Origin of the sequence: Propionibacterium ruminifibrarum, assembly GCF_900289195.1 — a bacterium.
Classification (GTDB): domain Bacteria; phylum Actinomycetota; class Actinomycetes; order Propionibacteriales; family Propionibacteriaceae; genus Propionibacterium; species Propionibacterium ruminifibrarum.
The window spans coordinates 1-18368 of the sequence record NZ_OMOH01000009.1; the positions used below are offsets into that span (position 1 = coordinate 1).

Here is an 18368-nt window from a genome sequence, read left to right on the forward strand (position 1 = left end):
CATGGACCCACCACTACAACTACCATCGACCCCACACCGCCTGCGGCGACCAGCCCCCGGCCACACGCCTCCACACCCACGTCGACAACGTCATGACCAACTACAGTTAGGGGCCCCGCCTCCAGGTACCCCCTGCGCAGCGTGGTGCTCTCGAAATCGTTCCCGTTTCGTGCATCGAAGGCAGCGGCCAGGTCGAGGGCCTGGCCCGACAGCTCGTCGTAGAGGGCCTGGTCGATGACGATCTCCTCGCCGGTGCGGGTGAGCAGACACTGGCCGGCCATGCCCTCGGCGAGACAGGCGCCGACCAGGCGGGCGGTCGCTGCCCGCAGGTTCATGCTGACGCTGGGCACGTCGAAATCACGCACCTGCTCCCAGCGGTGGGCCATCAGTTCCAGACCCCGGGACAGGGCGCCGGTGCGGGCGCACAGCAGGATGTTCCTCGCCACGTCCGAGGCGCGCCCCTCTTCGTCGCGGATCTCACGCCAGGCGCGCAGATGGTAGTCGGCGGCCTCGTCCATCCGGCCCAGCTCGGCGGAGCACACCGCGGCCAGGCTCAGCGAGGAGCCCGGCTCCTGGGCGCACGTGGCGTCGCCGCGCAGGGCGGGGGCGAGAAGCTCCAGGGCCCGCTCGTACTGGCCCTGGTCGTACCAGTAGCCGGCCTGGCCGCGGGACGAGCAGACCTGGCAGTCGCTCAGGTCGCAGCGGGGCAGGGCGGTCCAGGCGGCGAACTCGTCCGCTGCGCTGTCGTTACCGCGAGTGGACGAGGCGAGCTTGTAGGCACAGTGGGCGACCGGTTCGGGGCCGATTCCGGCCGCCGCGTAGCGCCGCCGCATATCTGCCAGCAGCGCCTCGATCTGGTCGAGCGGGATCTGCGGGTAGGCCGTGGCGTGATCGACCATCCACTTGTTGCTCCACAGAATGCGGTGGCGGTAGCGGTCGGTGAGGGCGGGCGAGTCGGCGTCGTAGCGCTGGACGAGCCAGGCGAACGGCACGAAGGCCTCCGAGACGCGACCGCCGAAGACGAGGGCCGAGACGAACGCCAGGCGCATGGCGATACCCATACCCTCATCGCCGATATCATCTGCCATTTCGACGGCCTGCCGCAGCGGCGCGATCCGCTCTGCGTAGGGGCGCCGGATCACCGCGTCGTGCAGCTGGATGATCCGGTCGCGGATGTCCTCGTCGCTCATGGGCGTCCTCCTGGGGGGTGTGTTACGACGTCTGGTCGTCGTTCCAGTAGCGTATGGCCTCCTCGTGACGGCCGTGCTCGGCGAGCCAGTCGCGGCCTGCGGCCAGCACCTGTCGGCGTGTCCGCTCGTCACCGCCGTGTTCGGCCAGCTGCAGGCAGCGGCCAAGGGCGGTGAAGGCGTCCTGCTCCATGTCGAGCTGCAGACACAGCCGGGCGCGCAGCCAGAAGCCGTCCAGGGCCAGGGCCCGGTCGCCGTGCTCGGCGGCCTGCTCCGGCAGCCCGACGAGCCAGCCGATGGCGTTCTCGTAGGCCTTGGAGGCCGCAATCAGCTTGGCCTGCTCAATCTTGACGCTCAGGACGAGCATCTCCCCATCGACCCCGCTGCTGCGGGCCAGTTCCGGGTTCGTGGCGAGGGTGTCACGCAGCTGCTCGGCGATCTTCAGGGCCCGCTCCTGCATCTGGGCGGCCTCCTTCATGCCGGTGCAGATGGCGATGGCCCAGGCCCGCCGGCGGGTCATCTCAAGGACGCGCAGGCCATCCTGGTCCTGGTGGGCCAGCCTGGCGGCCCTCTCGAAGGCCCGGTCGGACTCGGCGGCGTCAGTGGGCATGATCGCCTCGCCGACGAGCTCCCACATGACGGAGGCGCGGCCGGGATCACCGAGCTGCTCGGCGTCCTGCGCCGCCCCGCGGGCCAGGGCGCAGGCCCGGTCGGCGTGCTCGAGCTCGTAGTGGACGCGCGCCCCCATGTCGCACAGGGCCCAGTGGGCCTCGATGAGGTCCTCGCCGATGATGAGGTGGCGGGGCCCGTCGACGGTTGCGAGCAGGGCCAGTGCCTCGTCCACGACCGCGGCGCCCTCCTCGGCCCGGTCCTGGTTGAGCAGGCGCAGGGCGAGGCCCTTGAGCGCGTCCACCTCGTACTTGGTGACCCCGGAGGAGTGGGCAGCGGCGACGGCCTCACGGATCGCCTGCTCGGCGCCGACCGGATCGCCCAAGTCCTCCAGCTGGTCGGAGAGCCGGTGCATGACCCTGGTCAGCTCCACCGTCTCGCCCATCGAGCGCTGGCGGTCCGCCTCGGCGCGCAGGACGGCGACGGCCTGGGCGCCCTGGCCGGTCTGCTGGGCCAGCACCGCGCGGCGCCGCACCTGCATGGAGCGCAGCATGGGGAACTCGTCGTCGAGCAGATAGGCGTCGACGATGTCGGGCAGGTCGAGAACGCTGTCGAAGGCCGGGCCGAGGCCGAGGATCGCAAACCCCATCCGCAGGCGGGTCATCGGCTCGCTCGTCACGTCCACGGCCAGGGCGCGCAGTTCGGCGAGGCGGGCGCGCACCGCGTCGAGGTCATCGGCGGCGATCCAGCTGCGCGAGATCGAGGTGACCAGGGCGCGCGGGTCGCCGGTGGCGCGGATCCGGTCAAGCAACTCGCCGCCGCGCACCGGGTCGTTGTCCAGTTCGACAGCGAGCATGTGCTCCAGGTCGAGCGCGCGGGCGGTGTCCCCGGCGCGGGTGAACAGGTCGATCGCGGTCTCGATACGCTCCAGGTCACGGGCGTCGGTGGCCGCGTAATCGGCGATCTCGGTGTCCATCTCGAGGCAGGCCAACGCATGGAGCAGCCCGGGGTCCCCGGTGACCCTGGCCCATTCGATGGCCCCGTCGCGCAGTTCCTCCCAGCGTGCGATGACGGCCTGCTGGACATCATGGCCGCCCCAGCGGGTTGCGGTGATGAACAGTTCTGCGAGACGGCCGGCATCGGCCTGCGCCACCGCATCGAGAGGCGGGGCGAAGCGGTGCCGCGACAGGCCGCTGACCGGCCGGTGTGGGGTGTTCTCAGCCATCTCGGGCTTCCAGGGCGCTGGTGAGCAGGGCGAGGAAGGAGTGGTCGACGGCCGCCAGGTCGGCGGCGCGCAGCCGGTGTCCGGCGGCCAGCAGGGCACGGGCGTAGAGCGACTCGGCGGCGGGCGCGACGAGTTCGTCATCGCCCAGGTCGAGCACCCTGCGCACCAGTTGGTTGTCGTCGTTGAGCAGCAGCCGGGGCCGGGTCGGGGCAGGACGCATCGTCGCCAGCAGGGCCGCCCAGGTCTCGTCGGCCCCGGCGGCGACCTCGTCGGAGGCGGCCGCGGCGCGGGACCGTTCGTCGTCGAGGTAGAGCGCGGGCATCGAGGCGGGCGCGAAGGCGCGCAACTCGACGTCGACGTCGAGCCGCGTCAGCACGTGGCGGACGCGTTCCAGGCCGGGGCCGGCGGCCCGCAGCCGCTCCTCGGGGACGGCGCGGATGCTGGCGTCCAGGTCGTTCACGGACAGGGGTTTGGTCTGCAGGCCCGACATGACCTGCGGGGCGCGCAGCGCGAGCTCGGTGTCGTAGACGTAGCCGCCGTTGAGGATGTCGATGCCCTGGGCCGCGCCGACCGCGGCCACCTGGTGGTAGTCCTCGACGGTGCGGGCGACGTGGACGACGTCGGTGCGGCCGGCCAGCTCGGGCAGGGTCGCCTCGCCGGTGTTCGTCTCGAAGCGGAAGGCCGGCAGCAGGGTCTCGAAGAGCTCGTCGTCGTCCAGGGCCATCGCCTTGGCCGCCACGGCGTGCACCGACAGGAACTGGCCGATACGGGCCCGGTCGGTGGCGGCCAGGCGCAGGAGCCAGCGGCGGATCTGCTCGCCGAGCGCGGCCCGGACCGTCTCGAGCAGGTCGTCCTCGTAGAGGCCCTCGCGGCTGGCGGTGGGCGTCAGGCGGGTGGAGTCGACGACGGCGCGGGCGAAGAAGGCCCAGTCGGGCAGCAGGCCCGGCACGTTCTCGGAGGCGAGCATGCCGTGCAGGTAGACGCGGTGGCCGCCGCGCGAGCCGGCCTGCGCCTGCTGGCCGAGGATGACGACGACACCATCCAGGCCGGCCTCGGGCACGGCCACGGGGAGGGTGGCGAAGGGTTCGACGCCCAGCTGCTGGCGGGCGAGGTTCTCGCACTCGCGCCGGCGGGCGCGCCCGGCCAGGCGCCACGGCGGCGTGGTGGGTGCGACCGGCGACGTCGCACCGGCGCCCCGGGCGCTGACGATGCGGTAGGGAAGATAGGAGCCGAAGGTCTTGGCCAGTTCGGTGACGCGGGCGGCGGTGAGCCAGTGCGCGGTGCCGGTGGTGGGACGCAGGGTGACGCAGGTGCCGGGGCCCTTCGCGAGCCAGGCGGCGCGTTCGTCGTCGGCGACGGGCGGGTCGGCCATTTCGTGGGTGCCGTCCTCGTGGCCGATCCAGCGGACCAGGTGCCCGTCACCCTTGCGCGTGAGCACCTCGACCTGGTCGGTGACGACGAAGCAGCTGAGCAGGCCGATGCCGAAGCGCCCCAGCATCGTCTCGTCGTGGCCGCGCTTGGAGGAACCCCCGATGGTCGCCAGGAAGGTGCGCACGTCGTCCTCGTCGAGCCCGACGCCCGAGTCGAGGCAGTGCATGCGGCCGTCGGCCGAGACGTCCGAGCCGACGAGCATGATGCCGGGGCGCCGGTCGCCGGGCCGTGGGTCGGCGGCCGTCAGGGCATCGACGCCGTTCTGCAGGAGCTCGCGCACGAAGATGCGCGGGCTCGAGTAGAGATTGTGGCTGAGCAGGTCGACCAGACCGTGCAGATCGACCCGGAAGGCGTCGTTGCTGGACACGCGACCAAGCCTATGACCTGCCTCAGCACCCCCGCCTGGCAAACCGGAACCCCCTGAGCCCGTGGTTCAGGGACACCCGGGGAATCTCCCCGTCCCAGGGGCCTGCCGGGGGGCTCCAGGCCGTCTGGGAACCAGCCTGTGACAAGGCCAGTCCTCCACCGGCCCGGCTGGGCTTATAGCCTAGAGACGTGAGTTGGAACGAGAATGCTCACGCCGGTGGTCCCAGCGGCCAGGGTGCGGGCGCGGAGAGCATCGGGACACGTCGGCGTCGTGATGACCTTCTGAGGCGTCTGGAACCGTTGGGCGTGGCCGGCAGCTACCTCAGCGCGCGCGGCACCGTCGTCGAGGTCCCCACCGCCACGCTCGAACTCGTCAACGACCACTTCCACGAGGGCCTGCCCCCCGGTATCGGTGAACCGCTCGTCTGCACCCCGGGCCGCTACCACCCCGAACTCTTCGGCGACCTCGTCCTCGAGAGCGGGCACCACTACCAGGCGCACGGGGTCGTCGACGTGCCCGGCTACCACGTCCTCCGCACCGACACCGGTCAGCGCCGCTTCGTGATCGCGGCCCCCGAGCACCTGCGCACACCGGAGCGCAGCTGGGGCTGGCAGGTTCAGCTGTACGCAGCCCGGTCGAGGGACTCCTGGGGCATCGGCGACTTCCGAGATCTGGGCCGCATCTGCCGCATCGCCCGCGCCCAGCACGCCTACTGCGTCCAGGTCTCGCCGGTGCACGCCATCGCCCCGGTCAGCCACCCGCAGGACTCCCCGTATTCACCGGCCAGCCGCCAGTTCCTCAATCTTCTGCACATCGCGCCCGGCAACGCCCCGGGCGCCGAACGCGTCGACCTGTCCGACCTGTCGGAGGCCGGGCGGGCCCTCAACGAGGACCGTCTCATCAACCGGTCCGCGGTGTGGTCTCTCAAGAAGGAGGCCCTGCTGCGCATCTGGAACGTCGTGCGCGCCGAGGAGGACATCGAGTACCTCGACTACTGCCGGCACCGGGGCCGGGCCCTTCACGAGTTCGCGGTCTGGTGCGCCATCGCCGACGAACTCGACAACTCCAACTGGCAGCAGTGGCCCGACGAACTGCACCGCCCGAGTTCACCGGCGGTGCGCCGCTGGGCAGACGAGCACGCCGACAAGGTCGCCTTCTACTCGTGGTGCCAGTGGGTCGCCGAGGTCCAGTACGCCGAGGCCTGCACCTGCGGGGTCGACGTCGTCGCGGACCTCGCGGTGGGCTTCGACCAGGGCAGCGAGGACGCCTGGGCCTTCCAGGACTCGCTGTGCTTCGACTTCGAGATCGGCTGCCCACCCGATACCTACAACATCGAGGGCCAGCGCTGGGGCCTGCCGCCGTTCAACCCCCAAAGACTCACCCGCGCCGACTTCGGGCCGTTCATCGAGATGGTCCACGAGGGGCTGCGCCACGCCAAGGCGCTGCGCATCGACCACGTCATGCAGCTGTGGCGGCTGTACTGGATACCGAAGGACAGCACGGCCGCCGACGGCGTCTACGTCGACTACCCGGTGCACGCGCTGCTCGCCATCCTCAGGCTAGAGGCCATGCGCGCCGGCGCCTGGATCGTCGGCGAGGACATGGGGACCGTCCCGCCCGGTGTGCGCGAGTCGATGGCCGACATCGGCATGCTCGCCAACCGCTCCGCCATGCGGGCCGACACCGACGACTTCCCCGAGCTGGGCGTCGGCACCTCATCGACCCACGACCAGGTCACCATCGCAGGTCTCATCACCGGCGCCGACGTCGAGGCCCTGCGGCACATCGGCAAGAACGCCGACTGGGACCAGATCGAACACACCCGCCGCTCCCTGGCCGCCGATGCCGGTATCGACCCCGACAAGCCCTGCCAGCAGATCGACGGGCAGGAGATCCATGACGCCGTCCTGGCCCGCTATCGCCGCCTCAGCTCCGCGCCGAGCAGGGTCGTGCTGGCCGTCCTGGACGACGCGGCCATGGTGCGCGAGCGCCCGAACATGCCCGGCACCGTCGGCGTCTACCCGAACTGGCGACTGGCCCTGCCCGAACCGGTCGGCGCCACGATGCTGAGCCCGATGACACGCGACCTCGTGCAGCTGCTCGGTGAGAACCGCTGAAGCGCCACGGTCCCGTCCCGCGGCTGGCTGTCACGATCGGTGTCCGCCGGTCACGGGCTCGTGGCGGCTCCGGGGAAAGAATCTAGCGTTGTGCCGACGACAGACGGGTGTTCCCGGGCAGTTCCTGCCCGGGAACACCCGCTCATCCGGTCTGTTGGACGATCACCGAGGATTCATGGCGTGCGGACGGTGACCTCACCGGGGTGGGCAGCGATCACCCGCGCCTTGTCCGTGGCGGCCAGGAGCTCGGGCGCCAGCTGATGTTCGACGGACAGCGCGAAGCCGACCCTTCCGCCCTGCTGCCTCACCAGATCGATCAGCCGTTCGAGTACTTCCTCACGTCCACCGATCAGGTCGATCCGCTCGGGAGCCGCCGTCGTGAACAAGTCGACCTCAAGGTCTTCGTCGAAGTGGATGAGAAGACTTGCCACGAGCCGGTCGACGTCGTGGCTGCCCAGGACCAGCCAGGAATCCGGCGATATCGTCGAGGTCACCTTGGTGACGATCTCCTCATGGCCCCAGCCGAGTCGCCATTGCAGTCCCAGCTGGCCGCTTGCCGGCCCGGGATGCACCACGATCCCCTCGGGATCGTCGTCGAGGGCGGCAAACATGATCGTCACGAAATCGTCCAGATCGGTGTCGATCGTCCATGCCCCTTGGACCCGGGCGAAGTAATCATCGACGGCATCGCGTTCCATGACCATGACGAATTCGACCCGCCCGCTGAACTCGGCGAACAGTTCCGCGGCCGTCCGCCGGGGATCGGTGATCGAGGTCGGGGCATTGGGGAGGGGTTCCCCGTCGGAGAAACGCGCCTTCTGAACTCGGCCATGGTCGTGGATGATGACCAACCGGGGAGCAGCCTTCCCGGAATGCAGGATGAGGTCCTGGGCGGCGCGCCATTGATCGACGTCGATGTCAAGCATCTGCGCATTCGCGTGCAACATTGATGGTTCCTTTCAGTCCAGGGCGATGCGGAAGGCGTGGACGGTGTAGGGCGGGAGTTCGCACATGAGGGGTCCCGTGCTGGACAGCTGTTCACCCGACCACGCATCCTGGCATGCCACGATGGGGCTCTCGGCCGTGACCGTAGCGGTCTGCGGCTCGTCCGTCGGGTTCGCGATGAAGACGACGACATCCTTCGGGTTCGTCGAATTCAGATGGATCGTCGAGCGCAGCAGCGGGTTGTCGACTGTCACCGGGGTTTCCCCGAGATCGGCCAGGACCTGGCCCAGTACAGCTGCCATGTCACCGGGCGACACGACGACGTGAACGCTTCCCTCGCCGAGCCTCGCCGATCCCGCCGAATTGCCGCCCAGGGCGTCGGAAAGGATCGTGCACGGCTCCATGTCGGCGCCAAGAGTCGGGATCGTGGGGCCGAGGATCAGCGTCCCACCTTGGCGAACGTAATCGACAAGGGTCTGCTGGGTCTGCGCAGAGAGGAACTCGAAGGTGGTGAGGACAACGATCCTGCGCTGCGCGAGCTGCTCGAGATCTGCCTCCGTGTCGCTGATGACGAAGCCGGCACGTGACTGCTCCAAGTTCTCGTACCATGCCCCGAACCAGTCGCGCTTCGCCAGCTGGACGGGCTGCTGGAATCCGATGTCGCTCTCATCGACGGTGAGAATGTTCGGGTACTCGCTGAACGTGCAGGGGGTCTCCAGGAAATCGCCCGGGAACGACACGAGTACGCTGGCGGCCTCCAGCCTGTCATAGTCACGATTCGCCAGCAGGACGACCGGGGCGAGAAGATCCATGTGCTGCCAGTCGAGGCGGTCGAGCATTCTGTTGGCCTGCCCGAAGACGTGGGCCTTGTCCTCGCGCACGGTGCCGTCACGACGGATCGGGGAGTCGAGCCACCTGTCGCGTTCGACGAGCATGTACCTGCTGAACCCCTTGATGCCATGCATCAGTGCAGCCTTGGTGACGAATTCCTCATCGCGCAGGTCCCCGGGGTTCAGGTACCAGGCCCAGACACCTGCGATGAACTCCGGGATGTATGGGTACCGGCTCGACCCGGACACATAGCTCGTGACCGTTTTTACGTGCTGGAAGAGTTCCTTGCGGGAATAGACATCGAAGCCGACGAAGTCGACAACTCGCTCCAAGGCGATGAGATTGAATGGCGTCGTGAAGTTGGACGAGGCACCGCCCGGCCCAAGCGGGTGCGGGTAGTTGTGGAAGAGCGGGATCGAGGCCAGGCCACGCTCACGGAGCATGTCGGCGAGCCGGGCAATCGAGTCGACCAGATAGCTCTCCCGGTACTCCGCCCAGTCCAAGTAGACCGGCAAGTCGCCGGGCTGCCGTGCGCAGAACTTGCGCGGCGGATCCACGTCCTCCAAGGCGTCGTACCGGGTACGGTGGGCCTTGGAGATCTCGGCCAGGGAACCGTACTTCTCGGCGAGGAACGCGCGATACTTCTCGATCGAGGTCTCGGAGTAGTCCGACGAATAGTAGTTGAGTCCGAAGAAATAGGCCATCTCGTTGTCAACCTGGCAGGCGACGAGCCCGCCCTTCGGGTAGGCGTGCCGGGCGAGGATGGGGCAGATCGCGTCATACCACAACGCGGTCTCCTCGAAGAACTTGTCAGCGGCGTAGCTCAGGGCCGGGATCGGGCGGGGCGCCTGGGTGAGGACCACTCGCGTACCGCGTGCATTGCGGGCGTGCAGCGACTCATCAGCGAGGATACGCTGCGGGTACCCGAATCCGGTGAGCTCGGAATTGATTTGCGGCCCCGGCCGCACGACGATGCGAAGACCCTTCTCCTCACAAAGACTCAGGAAGGCATCAATGTCGTTCGCGGGGTTTACCTCACCGAAATCAAACCTGCCCCGTTCCAGCTCATGGACCTCCCACGGGATGTAGATGGAGATCATGCGATAACCCATGGCCACGACGGTGTCAAGAATCTCTGACCATTTCTCGGGGTCAAGCCGCCAGTAGTGGACGGCACCGCCGTAGAGCGCCCCGGGCTCACCCTCGATCCAGAATCTCTGGTTCGCCACCCCGAGCTGAGGCGTCTTTTCCAATGGAACGGTTCCCATGTTATTTCCTTTCACTTCTCTTATTTCTTGCTGCCCAGCGCCACGGCAAGGATGATGATGATCCCCCGGACGACCTGCTGCTGCGGGGAACTGAGACCCGCCAGAATCAGCCCATTGTTGATGAGGCCCATGAAGAGTGCACCGAACACGGTCCCGAGGACTGAGCCACGACCGCCTGCCAGGGCCGTGCCGCCAAGGATGACGGCCGCGATGGCATTCATCTCGTCACCCTGACCCCACTGATACCGCCCGGATTGCAGCCGCCCGGCGTACAGCATTCCGCCGAGCGCAGCGACGACCGAGGAGATCAGCATGACCAAGAATTTTGTTCGGACAACACTGATCCCGGTGTAAATCGAAGCAGTCGGATTGGCACCGACCGAGATGACATGACGTCCGAAGCGGGTCTTCTTGAGAACAAATGCACCGCAGCCCGCTATGATGAGGAACCAGATCACCAGACCCGGCACCGGGCCGATGTCACCGGAGCCGAAAGCCATGTTGTAGCCCTGCTTCAGGATGGGCTGGGGCGCAGAATCAGTGACCCATTGGGCCAGGCCGAACGCGATCCCCATCATTGCCAGAGTCACCAGGAATGACGGGATCTTCACGAAGGCCACCAGACTTCCGTTGACGAGACCGATGAGCATCCCGACCATGAGCCCCGCGACGATTCCGGCAAGAATGCCCCAGTGGGAAATCGCCATGGCAGTGACCACGGAAACGAGTCCGGCAACCGAGCCGACCGACAAATCGATTTCGGCATCGGCGATGACGAAAGTCATCCCCACCGCGATCACGCCGACGATGGCGCTCTGCCGGAGGATGTTCATGAGGTTTCCACTGGTGAGAAAACCTCGGTCGTCAAGCGCGACAGCGAACAGGATGAAGGTGACGGCGAACGCCAGGTATATGATGTACTGCCCAAGGTTCACCCGGCTCAACAGGCCCTTGGCCCGGGAATGCGTTCCCTCGATTCGTAATTCGGTCATTGCTCAACTCCTTGCACCCACATCTCCAATGTGGTTTCGTCCCGCACCGCATCCGCCGGAAGACTCCGGATGATGGAGCCACCTCGCATGATGAGATACCGATCACTCATGGCGATGAGTTCCTGGTATTCACTCGAAACAACAAGGACGGCACCGCCGTTTCGAGCAAACTCCCTCACCTGTTTGACAATTTCTGATTTCGTTCCGATGTCCACACCCGCGGTCGGCTCGTCCATGAGCAGCAGACGGGGACCGACCCCCAGCCACTTGCCGATCACCACTTTCTGCTGGTTGCCACCCGACAGCACCTCGACTGGCAGGTTCGGACCGGCGCCCCTGATGCCGTAGGAACCGATCAGCTGAACTGCGCGATCCCGTTCGGCGGCCGCGGAGAGCAGACCGCCGCGCAGCACCGCCGAGAGATCCGGAAGAACGAGGTTCTCCTGGACGGAGTGCTTGAGTATGAGCCCTTGACGGCGCCGGTCCTCGGGAATCAGCACAACGCCTGCTGCGATGGCATCCCTCGGACTCCTCGGCGACATGGGTTGACCGTCGAGGACGATACTGCCCCTGGTTGTCAGATTGATTCCGAACAAGGCCTCCAAGAGCTCGGTCCGGCCGGATCCCATGAGCCCTGCCACCCCGATGACCTCGCCGGCGTGCACCTCGAAGGAGACATCGTGCAGCTTGCGCTGCGCACTCACGCCGGTGGCTTTCAGCAACACGTCGCCGCATTGTCCCGAGGAACCAGCAGCGGTGAGGGCCACGGCTTTCCCTGCAATCCCCCGGACGATCTCCTCCTGGGTGATCTCGGAGATCTGCTTGGTGAGCAGATTCGATCCATTGCGAAGAATCGTTATCCGATCCGCTATCTCGTAGATCTCCTCCATGCGGTGGGATATGTAAATGATGCCGATGCCCTGCTCTCGCAGGTTCCGCAGCAGCTCAAAAAGCCGATCGGCCTCCTTCCTGGCCAATGACGCGGTGGGCTCGTCCATGATGAGCACCCGAGCTTCCCCCCGTAAGGCCTTGGCGATTTCGGTGAGCTGCCAGTAGGCCGTGCTCAGACTCGCCAGCTCGGCACGCGGGTCCAGGTCGACCTGCATCCGCCCCAATATCTCCCGGGCGCCGGAAATCATCTCGGCATCCCGGATGAGCATTGCCGAACGCGGCTCATCGTTGAGGTAGATGTTCTGCGCAACCGTCAGGGAAGGGACTAGGGAGAACTCTTGGAAGACCATCCCGATGCCCTGACGCCGCGCATCGGCGTATGTGTTCAGTTGGGCCGGCCTCCCCTGGATCTCGATCGTTCCAGCATCTTTCTGGTAGACGCCTTGGAGGATCTTCATGAGTGTTGATTTACCGGCCCCATTCCCACCCGCCAGCGCGTGTATCTCCCCTGCTCTCACCTCAAAGCCGGCATCATTGAGGACCTGCACGCCGTTGAAACTCTTGCAGATGCCTGACATCCTGATCAAGGCCGGCTCGGTGCAACCGGACACGGTCATGCTTCCAGCGCCTGCCGGACTTCTTCGGGGGGATCGGTGTGATAGACGCTCCGCCACGCATCAGCAACGTTGTCCTTGGTCACCGCCAGCGGGCTCAGCGCGATGAAGGCCGGAATTGACTGACCAAGCAGGGCCTTGGCCGCTGCATTTGCCTCAGTGACCCCGGCGTCATAGGGACGCTGTGCTCCGAGTCCGCAGACATACTGACCCTGGGCCATTGCGATGGCAACGTTCTTGCCAAGATCCTCGGAGGCCAGTCCAAGATCTGTCCGGCTTGCCGAGCGCGCCGCAGCGATGACCCCCTCAGCAGGGACGTCCCACACGGCCCAGATGCCGTTCAGATCGGCGTTCTGGTTGAGGAGGGCATCTGCTTGTTTCTGAGCCGAGCCCGCGAGATCTGAACCACTGATGCCTCGCTCCGCAATGATCTGGATGTCCGGGTAATTGCTCGTGAGCGTCTCCTTGAACCCCTGGTAACGCTGGTTCGTCACGAAGTAATCGGCTTCGTAGTAGATGGCCGCGATCTTCCCCTGCCCACCGAGGGCCTTCGCCATGAGATGCGCCGAGATCGCTCCGTTCCCGTAGTTGTCAGATGAGACGACACAGGCATAGTCCGGACCTGCGGTGAAACCGTCCGGACAGTTGTCCATGAACACGACCTTGACGCCTTGGTCCACGGCCATTCGATATGCCGACGCGGTCGCGACAGGATCGGTGGGAATGGAGATCAGAATATCCGGTTTCTGGGCCAGGATCGTCTCGACGTCGGACACCTGCTTGCTGGGGTCCATGTTCGCATCCGTGGTCGACGTGATCTTGATGCCGAGCTCGTTGAATCGTGACGTGAGGCCGGCGATCTGCGCCGCCGACCAGTCATCACCGCTCGTGTGCATCGCGATTGCAGCAGTCGCCCCCATCGCCTTCACATTGGCGATGTCGTCCTCGGTGAGGTCAACCTCCGAAGCGGCAGCGGCACTCTCGCCATGCGGCCCCGTTGCGCTCACCGCCGATTCCAGCTGACGGATCGCCTCGTCGGCCTTCGCGTTGATCTCCGCATTCGTCGCCGCTGCCGTGCTCTCACCCGAAGACGTACATCCTTGCAGGAACAACGCGCTGATCGGAATACCAGCCGCAGCAAGCAGGACAGTTCGTCGTTGCATCGTCAATCTCCTTCGATCCACGTTGACTCACGGTTGACGTTCCCGTCCCAATCCCATGGTTGTGAACGTTTCGTCATCACATAGTGTGAACGTTTCGCATACCCGTGTCAAGCGCTGCTCCCGCTCTGATCAGTGCCGCTGATGCGGGTCCAGATCGACCCCGGGCGAGGCATCGCATCCTCTCCCCTGGTGGGCAGCGGGATCGGACAAGAAGGGGCGCGGTACGTGACGTGAACCCCACCCGGCACCCGGCGCAGTGGTGTGATGCCTGGTTACCGGCGGGCACCACGCCCGCCCCGTCAACCCGGCTCGCTCAGCGGGCTTCCCGTTGCTGTACGCAGGCGGACCGTAACGCGGTGCCCCGGGTCACCGACCGGGAACTCACCCAGCGGCGCCGGACCGGGCGACAGCGACGCGAGGTCGTGTGACAGAACTCCGCACCGTCAGCACCGGCGGTATGACGACCGTGCCGGCTGGTTCGCCCTGGATGAGGCGCAGGAGCATGTGAACAGCTTCCTGTCCCAGACGGTCGAAATCCTGCCGGACGCTGTCGAGCGGGGGATGGAACTGGGCGGCGAACTCACTGTCGTCGAAGGAGACCACGCTGATGTCGTCCGGCACGCGCACCCCGGCCTCGTAGAAGGCCCTCAGCATCCCCAGGCACATGAGATCACTCGCAACGAAGATCGAGGAGGGCAGGCCCTCGTCCAGCATGCGCCTGCCCGCGGCATAGCCGCTCTCACCGGTCCAGTCGCCCTGGATGTGAGGTGGTGGCTCGATACCCGCTGCGCGCAGCTCGGACTGCCATCCGCGCAACCGCACCCGGCCATCCAGCCAGCTGAGGTCCCCCGCAAGATGAGCCACTTCACGATGTCCCTGGTCGAGCAGGTGACGTGTCGCGAGCCGCGCACCGTATTCCTGGTCCTCCGAGACGACGGCGACCCCTGGGACGCTTGACTCCCCGGCAGCGACCATGACGACCGGCACTGAGAACTTCGTCTCGCGGACTGCCTCCGCCAGAGGCAGCTTGGGGGCGATGACCACGATGCCGGCAACACCCTGATCGATGAAGTGCTGGTACGCGCGAACCGTGCCACGCGAGTCGGCCTCGGCAAGCACCAGGACATTCGCGGCGTATCCCTCGTCCCTGGCCGCGTTCTCGACAGCAGCGAGAATGCCGGCCGGCCCGTAGCGCGTCGATCCATCGGTGAGGATCCCGATGAGGCTCGACCTCTGCATGACCAGTGCCCGGGCTGCTGGGTTCGGGACGAAACCCGTCGACTGGATGATCTGCCACACGTGATCGCGGGTATGATCGCTCACCCGTGGGTCATCATTGATCACGCGTGAGACGGTCTGGTAGGACACATCTGCCAGGCGGGCAACGTCTTTGATGCTCATACGGTCCGAACGGTGGCCCCGCGCGCCTGTCGTACTGGTCTTCTTGGGGTTGCTCACCTCGAAATTGTCCCACTTCAGTCGTGAGAACTGGCCGACTCGACCCAGATCTCCTCGCCGTTGCGCGGCGCTCCTGCCCCGACGCCCGGCTCTTCAGGCGATCACCCATGCGCAACGGTCGCATGAACTGGGCCGGTGCGGTACGCGCCCCGACGACACCGGCAGCCAGCTGTTCACGCCAGGACGAACGCCCGCCTGCACGCCTGACACGGACGGGGCCGGTCACCACTGAGGTGACCGGCCCCGCTCAGCACCGGAGGCTCGTCACAGTGCGGCGTTGATGGCGTTGATCGACTCCTTCGCGTCACCGAAGCACATCACCGTGTTCTCGTTGTAGAACAGCGGGTTCTGCACGCCCGCGTAGCCGGCGCTCATGCCTCGCTTGAAGACGACGACCCTGCCGGCCTCCCAGACGTGCAGGACGGGCATGCCGGAGATCGGGGTGCCCTGCTCCATGGCGGCGGGGTTGACGGTGTCGTTGGCGCCGATGACGAGCACGACGTCGGTCGTGTCGAAGTCGTCGTTGATCTCGTCCATCTCCAGGACGATGTCGTACGGTACGTGGGCCTCGGCCAGCAGCACGTTCATGTGGCCGGGCAGGCGGCCCGCCACCGGGTGAATGCCGAACCGCACCTCGACGTCGTGGCTCTGCAGCTTGCGGATGAGTTCGGCGACCGGGGCCTGCGCCTGCGAGACCGCCATGCCGTAGCCGGGCGTGATGATGACCGACGTGGAGCCCTTGAGCAGGTCGGCGACACCGGTCGTGTCGAGCTCGGTGATCTCGCCCTCGGGCCCCTCGCCCGCCCCGGCGCTGCTCTGGCCGAAACCGCCCAGGATGACCGAGACGAAGTTGCGGTTCATCGCCTTGCACATGATGTACGACAGGATGGCACCGGATGCGCCGACCAGGGCGCCGGTGACGATGAGGACCGGCAGCTGGAGGCTGAAGCCGCTGAAGGCGGCGGCCCAACCGGAGTAGCTGTTCAGCATCGAGATGACCACCGGCATGTCGGCGCCACCGATCGCCGCGACCAGGTGGACGCCGAGCAGCAGCGACAGGATCGTCAGCATGATGAGCGGGAACCAGCCGCCGCCGTTGGCGAACCAGACGCCGAAGGCGATGATCGCGATGAGGCCGCCCAGGTTGAGCCAGTTGCGTCCGGGCAGGGTCAGCGGCGCCGACTTGATCTTGCCGGCCAGCTTGCCCCAGGCGACGATCGAGCCGGTGAAGGTGACGGCGCCGATGAAGACGCCGATCCACATCTCGTACATCTGGAAGGCCGGGGCGTCCGGTTCCTCGATGAACGCGTTGATGCCCACCAGCACGGCGGCCAGGCCGACGAAGCTGTGCAGCTGGGCGACCAGCTCGGGCATGCCGGTCATCTCGACCTTGGCGGCCTTCCACAGGCCGATCGCGGCACCGATGATCATGGCGATGACGAGGAGCACCCAGGCGATGGCCTTCGTGTCGCCGCTCGCCACCGAGACGATCGAGGCGATGAGCGCGAGGGTCATGCCGAGGATGCCGAAGATGTTGCCGCGTTTGGCCGTCTCGTGCTTACTCAGCCCGACGAGGGCGAGAATGAAAAGCAGGCCCGAGATGATGTAGGTGGCCTGTGTGAAATTGGCGACGCTCGCTTCGAGGAGAGTCATCAGCGATCACCCTTCCTGAACATGTTGAGCATCCGGCGTGTGACCGAGAAGCCGCCGAAGATGTTGATCGACGCGATGAGCACGCCCAGGGCGGCGATGATCGTGATCGCCATGTTGTCCTTGGGCAGCTGCATCAGCGCGCCGACGATGATGATGCCGCTGATGGCGTTGGTGACGCTCATCAGCGGGGTGTGCAGTGCGTGCGAGACGTTCCACACCACGTAGTAGCCCACGACGCAGGCCAGGGCGAAGGTGCCGAACAGGCTGACGAAGCTGCCGGGGGCGAAGGTCAGCAGGGCGATGAGCGCCACCGACAGCAGGCCGACGACGAGCAGCAGGAACCACCAGGGCCGTTCCTTCTTGGGTTTCTCGGGTTCGGGTGCCGCAGCGGCCTTCGCGGCGGGTGCGGTCGGGGCGGCGGAGACCTGGATCGGGGGCGGTGGGAAGGTGATCTCGCCGTCGCGGGTCACCGTCATATTGCGCAGCACCTCGTCGTCGAAGTCGATGACGAACTGGCCGTCCTTGCCCGGGGTGGCCAGCTTGGCCAGGTTCACCATGTTCATGGCGTACATCTGGCTGGACTGGGTGGGCAGCCGGCTGGCCATGTCGGTGTAACCGATGATGTGGATGCCGTCGTCGGTGGTGTACTCCTCGCCCGGGTGGGTGAGCACGCAGTTGCCGCCACCGAGAGCGGCCATGTCGACGATGACAGAGCCGGGCTTCATCGAGGCGACCATGTCGGCCGTGATGAGTTTCGGGCTGGGTTTGCCGGGGATGGCGGCCGTCAGGATGATGATGTCGACCTTCTGGCACTGTTCGGCGTAGAGCTCGGCGGCCCGCTTGTTGTAGTCATCGGAGGTCTCCTTGGCGTAGCCGTCGGCGCTGACGCCCTGGTCGCCGGCCGCCGAGCGGACGTGCAGGAAGGTGCCGCCCATCGACTCGACCTGCTCGGCCGTCTCGGGCCGGACGTCGGTGGCGAAGACCTCGGCGCCCATGGACTTGGCCGCGCCGACCGCCGCCAGGCCGGCGACGCCGGTGCCGACGACGAGGACCTTGGCCGGCGCCGTCTTGCCCGCCGCGGTGACCTGGCCGGCGAAGGTCTTGCCGTACGCGTAGGCGGCCTCGACGACGGCCCGGTAACCGCCGATGCTGGCGGTGGAACTCAGGGCGTCCATGGCCTGGGCGCGCGAGATGCGTGGCACCATGTCCATGCTCATGCCGGTGACACCGGCCTTCTGGAGGGCCTCGACCAGGCCGGGATTGGCGCGCGGGTGGAGGAAGGTGATGAGTATCGAGCCAGGGCGCATCATGCCCAGTTCCTCAACGCTCGGCTCGTTGACCGCCATGACGATGTCACTGCCCCACACCGTGCTGGTGTCGGCGAGGTCGGCGCCCGCCGCCGCGTAGTCATCGTCCGGGTAGGAGGCGCGCTCGCCCGCGCCCTGCTCGACTACGACGCTGTAACCCAGCTTGATGAGCTGTGGAACCGTCCTGGGTGTTGCCGCGACTCGTTGTTCACCGGGCAGCGACTCCCTTGGTATACCAATTCTCATGGCCTTGACCATAGCCTGTGCGCATTGTCCTCGCGGCAGGGGGTCGCGTCCAATCGGGGAATGG

General features: G+C 66.6%; 11 protein-coding genes and 1 pseudogene. 2 read left to right on the forward strand and 10 right to left on the reverse strand.

Annotation, left to right across the window (positions count from 1 at the left end; translation table 11 throughout):
• Positions 1-110 (forward strand): annotated as a pseudogene (locus PROPJV5_RS10015) (IS481 family transposase); the annotation flags it as partial.
• Between the two features lie 1102 nt (positions 111-1212).
• Here PROPJV5_RS10015 and PROPJV5_RS10020 read toward each other — a convergent pair.
• Entirely contained in the window at positions 1213-3021 is a 1809-nt protein-coding gene (locus PROPJV5_RS10020; RefSeq protein WP_119716221.1) for a tetratricopeptide repeat protein, read from the reverse strand.
• Complete coding sequence (locus PROPJV5_RS10025) at positions 3014-4819, reverse strand: HSP90 family protein (RefSeq protein WP_182858681.1); 1806 nt, start codon at positions 4817-4819, stop codon at positions 3014-3016. Before PROPJV5_RS10025 ends, PROPJV5_RS10020 begins: the two co-directional genes overlap by 8 nt.
• A 188-nt stretch (positions 4820-5007) precedes the next feature.
• Between PROPJV5_RS10025 and malQ the strand changes: the two genes are divergently transcribed.
• Positions 5008-6936, forward strand: a complete 1929-nt coding sequence (malQ, locus tag PROPJV5_RS10030) for a 4-alpha-glucanotransferase (RefSeq protein WP_119716223.1) — start codon at positions 5008-5010, stop codon at positions 6934-6936.
• A gap of 173 nt (positions 6937-7109) precedes the next feature.
• On the opposite strand, the gene PROPJV5_RS10035 is transcribed toward malQ, so the two are convergent.
• The 8 genes from PROPJV5_RS10035 to PROPJV5_RS10070 all read right to left on the reverse strand — a co-directional run bounded on the left by PROPJV5_RS10035 (position 7110) and on the right by PROPJV5_RS10070 (position 18304).
• Positions 7110-7883, reverse strand: coding sequence for a hypothetical protein (locus PROPJV5_RS10035; protein WP_119716224.1), 774 nt, complete (start codon positions 7881-7883; stop codon positions 7110-7112).
• 12 nt (positions 7884-7895) lie between these two features.
• Positions 7896-9980, reverse strand: a complete 2085-nt coding sequence (locus PROPJV5_RS10040; RefSeq protein ID WP_119716225.1) for an alpha-amylase family protein — start codon at positions 9978-9980, stop codon at positions 7896-7898.
• 20 nt (positions 9981-10000) lie between these two features.
• Positions 10001-10972 carry an ABC transporter permease gene (locus PROPJV5_RS10045; protein WP_119716226.1) on the reverse strand — a complete coding sequence of 324 codons (972 nt, stop codon included), beginning with the start codon at positions 10970-10972 and terminating at the stop codon, positions 10001-10003.
• Entirely contained in the window at positions 10969-12480 is a 1512-nt protein-coding gene (locus PROPJV5_RS10050) for a sugar ABC transporter ATP-binding protein (RefSeq protein ID WP_239018468.1), read from the reverse strand. The genes PROPJV5_RS10045 and PROPJV5_RS10050 overlap by 4 nt, the downstream gene beginning before the upstream one ends.
• On the reverse strand, positions 12477-13640 hold the full coding sequence (locus tag PROPJV5_RS10055) for a substrate-binding domain-containing protein (RefSeq protein ID WP_182858682.1): 1164 nt from the start codon (positions 13638-13640) through the stop codon (positions 12477-12479). The genes PROPJV5_RS10050 and PROPJV5_RS10055 overlap by 4 nt, the downstream gene beginning before the upstream one ends.
• Positions 13641-14021: 381 nt before the next feature.
• Complete coding sequence (locus tag PROPJV5_RS10060) at positions 14022-15041, reverse strand: LacI family DNA-binding transcriptional regulator (protein ID WP_119716228.1); 1020 nt, start codon at positions 15039-15041, stop codon at positions 14022-14024.
• Between the two features lie 321 nt (positions 15042-15362).
• Positions 15363-16751, reverse strand: a complete 1389-nt coding sequence (locus tag PROPJV5_RS10065) for an NAD(P)(+) transhydrogenase (Re/Si-specific) subunit beta (RefSeq protein WP_119716229.1) — start codon at positions 16749-16751, stop codon at positions 15363-15365.
• The gene (locus PROPJV5_RS10070; RefSeq protein ID WP_119716280.1) at positions 16751-18304 is read right to left on the reverse strand and encodes a Re/Si-specific NAD(P)(+) transhydrogenase subunit alpha; all 1554 of its coding nucleotides are present in this window, start codon (positions 18302-18304) and stop codon (positions 16751-16753) included. The genes PROPJV5_RS10065 and PROPJV5_RS10070 overlap by 1 nt, the downstream gene beginning before the upstream one ends.
• Positions 18305-18368: the final 64 nt, after the last annotated feature.

Excerpts from the sequence above, each read along its gene's own strand:
- PROPJV5_RS10020 (WP_119716221.1), bottom strand. The coding sequence starts at position 3,021 with ATGGCTGAGAACACCCCACACCGGCCGGTCAGCGGCCTGTCGCGGCAC.
- PROPJV5_RS10035 (WP_119716224.1), bottom strand. The coding sequence starts at position 7,883 with ATGTTGCACGCGAATGCGCAGATGCTTGACATCGACGTCGATCAATGG.
- PROPJV5_RS10040 (WP_119716225.1), bottom strand. The coding sequence starts at position 9,980 with ATGGGAACCGTTCCATTGGAAAAGACGCCTCAGCTCGGGGTGGCGAAC.
- PROPJV5_RS10045 (WP_119716226.1), bottom strand. The coding sequence starts at position 10,972 with ATGACCGAATTACGAATCGAGGGAACGCATTCCCGGGCCAAGGGCCTG.
- PROPJV5_RS10050 (WP_239018468.1), bottom strand. The coding sequence starts at position 12,480 with ATGACCGTGTCCGGTTGCACCGAGCCGGCCTTGATCAGGATGTCAGGC.
- PROPJV5_RS10055 (WP_182858682.1), bottom strand. The coding sequence starts at position 13,640 with ATGCAACGACGAACTGTCCTGCTTGCTGCGGCTGGTATTCCGATCAGC.
- PROPJV5_RS10060 (WP_119716228.1), bottom strand. The coding sequence starts at position 15,041 with ATGAGCATCAAAGACGTTGCCCGCCTGGCAGATGTGTCCTACCAGACC.
- PROPJV5_RS10065 (WP_119716229.1), bottom strand. The coding sequence starts at position 16,751 with ATGACTCTCCTCGAAGCGAGCGTCGCCAATTTCACACAGGCCACCTAC.
- PROPJV5_RS10070 (WP_119716280.1), bottom strand. The coding sequence starts at position 18,304 with ATGAGAATTGGTATACCAAGGGAGTCGCTGCCCGGTGAACAACGAGTC.